General features: G+C 41.8%; 3 protein-coding genes. All 3 read left to right on the top strand.

Features of this window, described 5'->3' with window-relative positions:
• Positions 1-1,190: non-ribosomal peptide synthetase (locus HWQ37_RS11765; RefSeq protein ID WP_292747297.1), on the top strand; the 1,190-nt coding region annotated here is incomplete at its 5' end.
• Positions 1,191-1,193: 3 nt separating this feature from the next.
• The gene (locus tag HWQ37_RS11760) at positions 1,194-5,441 is read left to right on the top strand and encodes a beta-ketoacyl synthase N-terminal-like domain-containing protein (protein ID WP_292747294.1); all 4,248 of its coding nucleotides are present in this window, start codon (positions 1,194-1,196) and stop codon (positions 5,439-5,441) included.
• Between the two features lie 69 nt (positions 5,442-5,510).
• Positions 5,511-9,523, top strand: a 4,013-nt coding sequence (locus HWQ37_RS11755; RefSeq protein ID WP_292747292.1) for a non-ribosomal peptide synthetase, incomplete at its 3' end; no start/stop codon positions are given.

Raw genomic sequence — 9,523 nt, 5'->3', positions numbered from 1 at the left:
GTGATTATTCTATTACCCATGTCACGCTACCACCATCGGCGTTAGCAGTTATGCCGATTGAGGAACTTCCGGCACTGCAAACAATTATTGTAGCTGGAGAAGCTTGTTCTGTTGAATTAATTAGGCAATGGTCTGCTGGCAGAAACTTCTTCAACGCCTACGGACCAACAGAAGCTACTGTCTGTGCCACGATTGCAAAATGCACTGACAATGATGAGAAAATCTCTATTGGTAGAGCGATCGCCAATACACAAGTCTACATCTTAGACGGAAACTTGCAACCAGTACCGATTGGTGTAGCGGGAGAGTTACACATCGGTGGTGTGGGACTAGCGCGAGGCTATCTCAACCGCCCCGAACTAACTCAGGAAAAATTCATTACCAACCCCTTTAATAATTCAAAATTCAAAATACCCTACGGGAACGCCAAAGGCGTACAAAATTCAAAATTATATAAAACCGGAGATTTGGCGCGTTATTTGCCGAATGGTAATATCGAATACTTAGGACGCATTGATCATCAAGTAAAAATACGTGGCTTCCGCATCGAGTTGGGAGAAATTGAAGCACTACTGAGCCAAAACGTTGATGTCCAAGCATCTTGTGTGATTATCCGAGAAGAAACTCCAGGTAATAAGCGTTTAGTCGCTTACGTAGTGCCGCAAAAAGAGGTAACACTCACAACGGGCGAACTGCGTCAGTTTCTTGCCGATAAACTGCCTGGGTATATGGTGCCAACAGCATTCGTGATATTGGAGTCCTTACCCCTGACACCTAACGGTAAAGTAGACCGTCGCGCTCTACCTGACCCAAATTTACATCAGGAATTATCAGATTATGTAATGCCAAATACAGAGGTAGAAAGAATCATTGCTGACATTTGGCAAAAAGCATTGGAAGTAGAAAAGGTAGGAATTTACAACAATTTCTTTGAACTAGGAGGTCATTCGTTACTACTGGTACGAATTAATCAGCAATTGCAAGAAAAATTTGGTTTAGAACTGTCAATAGTTGATATGTTTAATTACCCAAATATACATACTTTAAGCCAATACTTAAAGACTAAATTCAATCAAGAAGATACGTTTACAGAAAAAAGTTCTCGTATTCAAACTCATAGTGATAGCAAATTTTTAAAAAACCAACAATTACAACTTAGACAACAGCATCGTTCTCAGAAAAGAAGGTAAAAAATGAAAGTAGATTCAGTTAATAATAATGATTTAAACAATTCTGAGATAGCAATAATTGCTACTGCTGGGCGGTTTCCAGGAGCAAAAGATATTGAATCTTTTTGGCAGAATCTACGTGATGGTGTAGAATCTATCTCCTGGCTAACAGATGAAGAATTGATAAATTCTGGTGTTTCTCCAGATTTCCTGAGTAATTCTAATTATGTGAAAGCTAGTGCTGCTTTACCAGAGATTGAATTGTTTGATGCAAATTTCTTTACTTATAGTGCAAAAGAAGCTGAGTTAATAGATCCACAACAACGCCTATTTTTAGAATTAGCTTGGGAAGCAGTAGAAAAAGCTGGTTATGACCCACAAACTTACAACGGTTTAATCGGGGTTTATGGTGGTGTGGGGATAAATAGTTATTTGCTCAATAATCTTTATCCTCATCATCAATTATTAGAGACATTTAGCCTTCTCCAATTGGGAACTTCCAACGATAAAGATTTTTTGCCGTCACGAGTTGCTTATAAACTCAACTTGACAGGGCCAGCTGTGAATGTCCAAACTGCCTGTTCTACTTCTTTAGTTGCTGTTCATTTAGCTTGTCAAAGTCTATTAAATGGTGAATGTGATATGGCTTTAGCTGGTGGAGTTTCTATCAGCATTCCCCAAAAAAGAGGTTATTTGTATCAAGAGGAAATGATTCTTTCTCCTGATGGACACTGCCGTGCTTTTGATGCTAAAGCACAAGGAACTGTTGCCGGTAGCGGTGCTGGTATTGTGGTATTGAAAAGATTAAGGGATGCAATAAGCGATCGCGACCACATCCATGCAATTATTAAAGGCTCGGCGATCAATAATGATGGTGCAATGAAAGTCGGCTACACTGCTCCCAGTGTCAGTGGTCAAGCAGCAGTCATTAGCGAGGCTCAAGCTATAGCTGGTGTAGATGCCGAAACAATTTCCTATATTGAAGCTCATGGCACCGCTACACCTTTAGGAGATCCGATTGAAATCGCAGCGTTAACTCAAGCTTTTACTCAAAGTACTGATAAAAAAGGCTTCTGCGCTGTTGGTTCGGTAAAAACCAACTTGGGACATTTGGATACAGCAGCAGGTGTCACAGGTTTGATTAAGACTGCATTAGCACTGGAACATCAAATGCTGCCTCCTAGTTTGCACTTCGAGACACCTAATCCCAAAATTGATTTTGCTAACAGTCCTTTTTATGTCAATACAACCTTGACTGAATGGAAAACAAATGACAACCCTCGCCGTGCTGGAGTTAGTTCTTTTGGTATCGGGGGTACTAATGCTCATGTAATTTTAGAGGAAGCACCAAATCAATTCAAAATTCAAAATTCAAAATTCAAAAATAAATATTTATTGTTGTGTTTATCGGCTAAGACTGCGAGTGCGCTTGAGAAGGCAACAGCTAATTTAATCACGCATTTAAAAGAGCATCCAGAACTCAACTTAGGCGATGTAGCTTATACGCTCAATAGTGGTCGCCGGGGTTTTAATCACCGACGGATGTTAATTTGTCAAGACTTAGAAGATGCTGTTACAGGTTTAGAGTCAAAACAAGTATTTACCAACTATACAGAGATTACAGAACGGTCTGTTGTCTTTATGTTTCCTGGCCAAGGTTCTCAGTATGTCAATATGGCGCGGGAAATTTACGAAACTGAGACAGTATTTAAAGAACAAGTTGATTATTGCTCAGAAGTTCTTAAACCCTTACTAGGGCAAGATTTACGTCATATTCTTTACCCTAGTGAGGAAAAGATTGATGAGGCATCGCGGCAACTTCAACAAACAGCCGTTGCTCAACCTGCTATTTTTGTAATTGAATACGCCCTAGCTAAATTATGGCAGTCATGGGGAGTGGAGCCACAAGCTGCGATCGGTCATAGTATTGGCGAGTATGTAGCAGCAACTCTAGCAGGTGTTTTTTCCCTAGAAGATGCTTTATCTCTGGTAGCAGCACGCGGACAGATGATGCAGCAACTTCCTAGTGGGGCAATGCTTTCTGTTCCCCTCCCCATAGACAAGATAAAATCCCTATTAGGATCGGAACTTTCTGTTGCAGCGATTAATCAACCCTTGCAGTGCGTGGTTTCCGGTTCTATAGCAGCAATAGAGGCGCTACAAAATCAGCTAGCTACTCAAGGGATTGAATGTCAACCTCTGCATACTTCTCATGCTTTCCATTCGCAAATGATGGAACCAATCTTAAACGCATTTGCAGAACGAGTAAAACAAGTTACCTTAAATCCCCCTAAACTTCCTTATATCTCCAACCTGACTGGTACATGGATTACAGTCACACAAGCCACAAATCCTGACTATTACGCTCAACATCTGCGTTCCACAGTGCTGTTTGCCCAAGGTGTAGAGAAATTATTGGCAACACCTGAGCAAATTTTACTAGAGGTAGGGCCAGGACACACACTGACTACATTAGCTAAAAGGCATCCAGACAAAGCATCTGCACAAACAGTGTTGACTTCAGTACGTCATCCTCAAGAAAAGCAATCCGATACTCGTGTTTTATTCAATACATTAGGTCAACTCTGGCTGGCTGGAGTCAATATAGATTGGTTTGGATTCTATAGTCAGGAGGAATATTATCGTCTTCCCTTACCAACTTATCCCTTTGAGCGCCAACGTTATTGGATTGACCCCCCACAAAAAACAGATGGGGGGCAGTTGCAAAGCTTACCCACAACATCACAATTGTGGACATCGCTCATAGAAGCAGGTCAGAATCAAGCAAGTGTTGGAGATGCAGAACTCAACGAGTTAACATATCAAGAAAACAGACAGTGGTTGGATCGTTTATGTACAGCCTACATCAACTCTGCATTCAAGCAATTAGGGGCTTTTAAGAATGCTGAAGAAAAGTATTCTTTAGAGAATTTGTTGGCGCAATGCCATATAACTCCCCGTTATCAACAATTGGTGTGTAGATGGTTGCAAATATTAGTGGAGCAAGGACAACTACAGCAACAGGAGGGGTTATTTACTGGACTAGTGCCATGTTCGCAAGATTTGATTCATGAACTTTTAGAAGAAGTCAGAGTGAGAATGGCTGCTAAATCTCTAACAGTAGATTTAGTGCAGCGTTGTGGTGAAAATTTAGCTGCCGTTGTTGTTGGTGAACAAGAACCCTTAGAGTTTTTCAATGAACTGATTTATCAAGAAGAAAACAACGGTTCAAATTCAGAATTGGCATTACTAAATTACTACAACTCTATCTTGCGCTCAAGCCTGGAACAAGTGGTTAAGTCATTGCCATCATCGGTTCACCTGAGAGTCCTGGAAATCGGCGCGGGTACTGGTATGTCTACGCAAGCATTACTACCTGTGTTGCCTTCAAAACAAACCAACTATACTTTTACTGATATTGGTAGCGGCTTCCTGACTAAAGCCCAACAGAAATTTAAGGACTATCCATTTGTTGAATATCGATTACTAGATATAGACAAGTCTCCAACTGAGCAAGGATTTGAAAAGTGTAGCTTTGATATCATCATCGCCTCTAATGTGTTGCACGCAACTCGGAACATAGATCAAACACTCCACCATGTACGCTCTTTATTAGCTCCTGGCGGTTTCCTATTAGTGTGGGAAATTACTCAGCCGAAAATAGACTTTGATATGACTTGGGGTCTGCTGTTGAAACTTTTAGATGATAATAGACGCAGCCCAGGTCAGCCTTTTATTATCAAAAATGAGTGGTTTGAAGCATTACGCGCTCAAGATTTTGTCCAAGTTGCTGCTTTTCCAGAAACTGAAGCGTTTGAGCATAAGATTATTATGGCTCAAGCTTCTGTACCAGTCGCGTTTAGCACAAAGTTTGGACAAAAAGAGACTGGCCAAAAATCACAGCTTTCATTACAAAAAAAGTCGGATAATTTTCAGCCAGAAAACTTATCTGCACTCCACTCAAGACCCGATTTGCCAAATTCATATATAGCTCCCCGCGATGAACTTGAGCAAAAAATTGCCGATATCTGGCAAGAATTTTTGGGAATCAAGAAAGTGGGAATCAATGACAACTTTTTTGAATTGGGAGGAGATTCCCTAATAGCTGTTCAGGTTTTGTCCCGATTACGAAATATTTTTTATATCAAATTATCTCTAGCAAGTTTGTTTGAGTCTCCCACAATAGCTGAAATAGCACTAAAGCTAGAGAAACAACATCCAGAACCAGATATTAACTTAGGTGCAATTGATAGAGAAGAAATAGCAATATGATCAACATCAAATAGCATTAATTACGAATTACGAATTACGAATTACGAATTAGTTGAAGGTAATAATTATATGAATATCAAGCAATTTATAGCTGAACTTTCCCAGCAAGGTGTGAAATTGTGGGTTGAAGGTGAACAGTTACGTGCTAATGCTCCAAAGGGAGTATTGACAACAGAAACTCGTGAGTTATTAGTTAAGAATAAAGCAGAACTTATTTTGTGGCTGCACCAGAAAAATGAGTTAGCAAAGCTCACCGGAGGTATCGCCACTGATACTGATTTACCCCTGATCAAAGGCGATCGCACTCAGAACTTACCTCTGTCTTTTGGCCAAGCACAAATCTGGTTATTAAACCAGTTGGAACCAAATAACCCCTTCTACAACGAACAAGCAGCTCTACGACTTCGTGGTAATCTAAACGTCGTGGCACTAGAGCAAAGCCTCAACAAAATTGTTGCTCGCCACGAAGCCTTACGTACCAACTTCCGAACCTTTAACGAGCAGCCAGTTCAGGTAATTGCTGAAAGCTTAACTTTAAATTTGTCAGTAGTAGACCTAACAGAGCTACCTGAAAGTGAAAGAGAAATCGCTTGCCAGCAATTAGCTACGGCAGAAGCTATTCGACCCTTTGACCTCGCTAACTCTGGTTTAATCCGAGCTTCTGTGCTTAAACTCACAGAGGTAGAACACGTCTTGTTACTAACATTACACCACATTGTCTTCGATGCTTGGTCAGTGGGTGTATTGATGCGGGAGTTAGCAACCATTTACTCATCTCTGTGCAATAACTTGTCCCCAGAGCTACCTGAGCTACAAATTCAGTATGGCGACTTTGCTATTTGGCAACGGCAGTGGTTGCAAACAGAAGTACTCCAAAGGCAGCTTAACTACTGGCAGCAACTACTCAAAAACGCTCCTAGCTTACTAGAATTACCCACAGACCGACCTAGACCAGCGATTCAAACTTTCCGAGGAGCGCGTCAACATATAAAACTTTCAATTGAACTGAGTGAAGCACTTGCCAATTTTAGTAAGCAAGAGAAAGCCACCCTGTTCACGACGCTATTCACAGCATTTGTTACCTTACTTTATCGCTATACAGGCTCTGATGACATTTTAGTGGGTACGCCCATTGCTAACCGCGATCGCTTTGAAACTGAAGACTTGATTGGCTTTTTTGTCAATACCTTAGTGCTACGTACCGATTTGTCAGGTAATCCCAGTTTTAAGCAGTTGCTAAGTCGAGTGCATCAACTGATGTCGCAAGCTTACGCTCATTCAGACCTGCCCTTTGAGGAGTTGGTAAAAGCATTGCAGCCAGAACGGGATCTCAGCCATACACCGTTGTTTCAGGTGATGTTTCTCCTCCAGAATGCTTCCATATCTCAAGTGGATCTGACTGGGTTAACTGTCAGTCCATTAGTGACAGAAAGGACAACTGCCAAGTTTGATTTGACTTTATTCATGGAAAACACTACCACTGGACTAGTGAGTACGTGGGAGTACAACACCGACTTGTTTGATGCAAGTACTATCGAGCGGATGGCGGGTCATTTTGTAACTTTGCTGTCAGGCATTGTTGCTAATCCTAAAGAGCAAATTTCGCAATTGCCCCTGCTGACAAAACTGGAACAACGAGAGTTACTTGTCGAATGGAACGATACTCAAGCTGAGTATCCCCTTGATAAGTGTATCCATCAGTTGTTTGAGGAGCAGGTGGAGCGTACCCCCAATGCTGTAGCAGCGGTGTTTGAAAATCAACAACTGACTTACCAGCAATTGAACTGTCGTGCTAACCAGTTGGCACATTACTTGCAGTCTTTGGGTGTAAAAGCCGATGTGCTGGTCGGTTTATATGTGGAGCGTTCTTTAGAAATGGTCGTGGCACTACTAGGTATTCTTAAGGCGGGCGGGGCATACCTGCCACTTGACCCAGAGTATCCAACTGAGCGCCTGAGTTTCATGCTTGAAGATGCTCAAGTTTCAGTGCTACTAACCCAGCAGCGACTCCTTGAGAGACTGCCTGAGCATCAAGCACATCTTGTTTGCTTAGATACTGACTGGCAAGCAATTTCTCTTTCAAGTCAGCACAATACCATTACTAGTGTACAAACGAATAATTTAGCTTATATAATTTATACCTCTGGTTCTACAGGTAAACCTAAAGGTGTAGCCCTTAATCAGCTTGCTCTTTGCAATCTGATTCTGTGGCAACTTCAAAATAATACAATTTCTACTGGAGCAAAAACCCTGCAATTTGCCCCTATTAGCTTTGATGTCTCCTTCCAAGAAATATTCACTACCTGGTTATCGGGAGGCACATTGTTCTTAATTGGGGAGGAACTACGCCGAGATCCAGTAGCTTTGTTAGGTTTCCTCAAAGAAAAAGCTGTTGAGAGACTGTTTGTTCCCTTTGTTGTTTTACAGCAACTAGCTGAAGTCGCTATTGATAGTGAGTTAGTTAATAGTCATCCGAGGGAAATTATTACTGCTGGGGAACAGTTGCAGATTACTCCGGCGATTTCTCAATGGTTGGGCAAACTTAGTGATTGTACATTGCACAATCATTATGGTCCATCGGAAAGTCATGTGGTTACTACTTTTAGACTGACTGATCCAGTGGAAAATTGGCCGTTACTTCCTCCCATTGGAAAGCCAATTGCAAATACACAAATTTATATTTTAGATAAATATTTACAGCCTGTACCTATTGGTGTCCCAGGAGAGTTGTACATCGGTGGTGTCTCCCTAGCTAGGGGCTACCTCAATCGTCCAGAGTTGACACAAGAGAAATTCATCTTAAACCCGTTTGATGAAACGGGAGAGAGTAGATTATATAAAACTGGGGATTTAGTACGCTATTTAACAGATGGCAATATTGAATACTTGAGTCGTATCGATAACCAAGTAAAAATACGTGGTTTTCGCATCGAGTTAGGCGAAATTGAAGCAGCATTAGGCCAATATAGTGATGTACAAGCAGCTTGTGTCATTCCCCGCGAAGATACCCCTGGTGATAAGCGCTTAGTCGCCTACGTAGTAGCACATCAGCAGTCTACACCCACAATCAGTGAACTGCGGCAATTCCTCAAAGCAAAGCTGCCAGAGTACATGATACCCAACGCTTTTGTGATGTTGGAGTTATTGCCACTAACTCCTAGCGGTAAGGTAGACCGCCGCGTTCTACCCGCACCAGATTTACACAGCAAAATCACAGACAAATATATAGCCCCGCGCACCCCAATTGAAGAAATGCTGGCACAAATTTGGGCGCAAGTGCTGAAAGTAGAGCTTGTAGGCATTTACGATAACTTCTTTGAAATTGGAGGACACTCGCTGCTAGCAACACAACTGGTTTCACGCATCCGCAACATTTTCAAAGTGGAACTACCATTGCGTGAGTTGTTTGTCGCTGCGACAGTAGCTGAATTGGCGCATCTTATTGGGCAGTTGCAACAACAAAACTTTGAACTAACTTCCACGCCCATTTTACCAAGAGCAAAGAATGCAGAGCTACCACTATCATTTGCTCAACAGCGTCTGTGGTTTTTAGACCAGTTAGAGCCAAACAGTGCCATATACAACATATCTTTAGCTTTGCGTCTAGTCGGAATTCTCAATCAAACAGTCTTAGAACAAAGCTTGCATGAAATCATTGCTCGCCACGAAGCTTTACACACTAACTTCGTCATAGTTGATGGACAACCAACTCAAATTATTCACACAGAAACTGCTTGGAGGATGTCAGTAATTGACTGTGAAGAGTTATCGACAACTGAGCAAGAAATTGCTAGTCAGCAATTAGCAATCACCCAAGCTATTCAACCTTTTAACCTGGCAAGTGAAGCATTAGTAAGGGCAACATTAATTGTGCTGTCTGAGACAGAACACGTCTTGAGTGTATGTATGCACCATGTTGTCTCTGATGCCTGGTCAATGGGTGTGTTTATTCAGGAACTAGCAGCGCTGTACAATGCTTACTCTCAAGATCAGCCCTCTGGTGCGTCCGCTAGGCGTAGCAAGATTTCCGAAAGGGGTACACCCTTAGCGCCACTGCCGATTCAGTACGCAGATTTCGCAAT

It is taken from the genome of Nostoc sp. NMS4 (assembly GCF_017115095.1).
Lineage (GTDB): Bacteria > Cyanobacteriota > Cyanobacteriia > Cyanobacteriales > Nostocaceae > Nostoc.
This window is presented reverse-complemented; position numbering and strand designations above follow the sequence as displayed.

Coding starts and splice junctions, on each gene's coding strand:
- HWQ37_RS11760 (WP_292747294.1), top strand. CDS start 1,194: ATGAAAGTAGATTCAGTTAATAATAATGATTTAAACAATTCTGAGATA.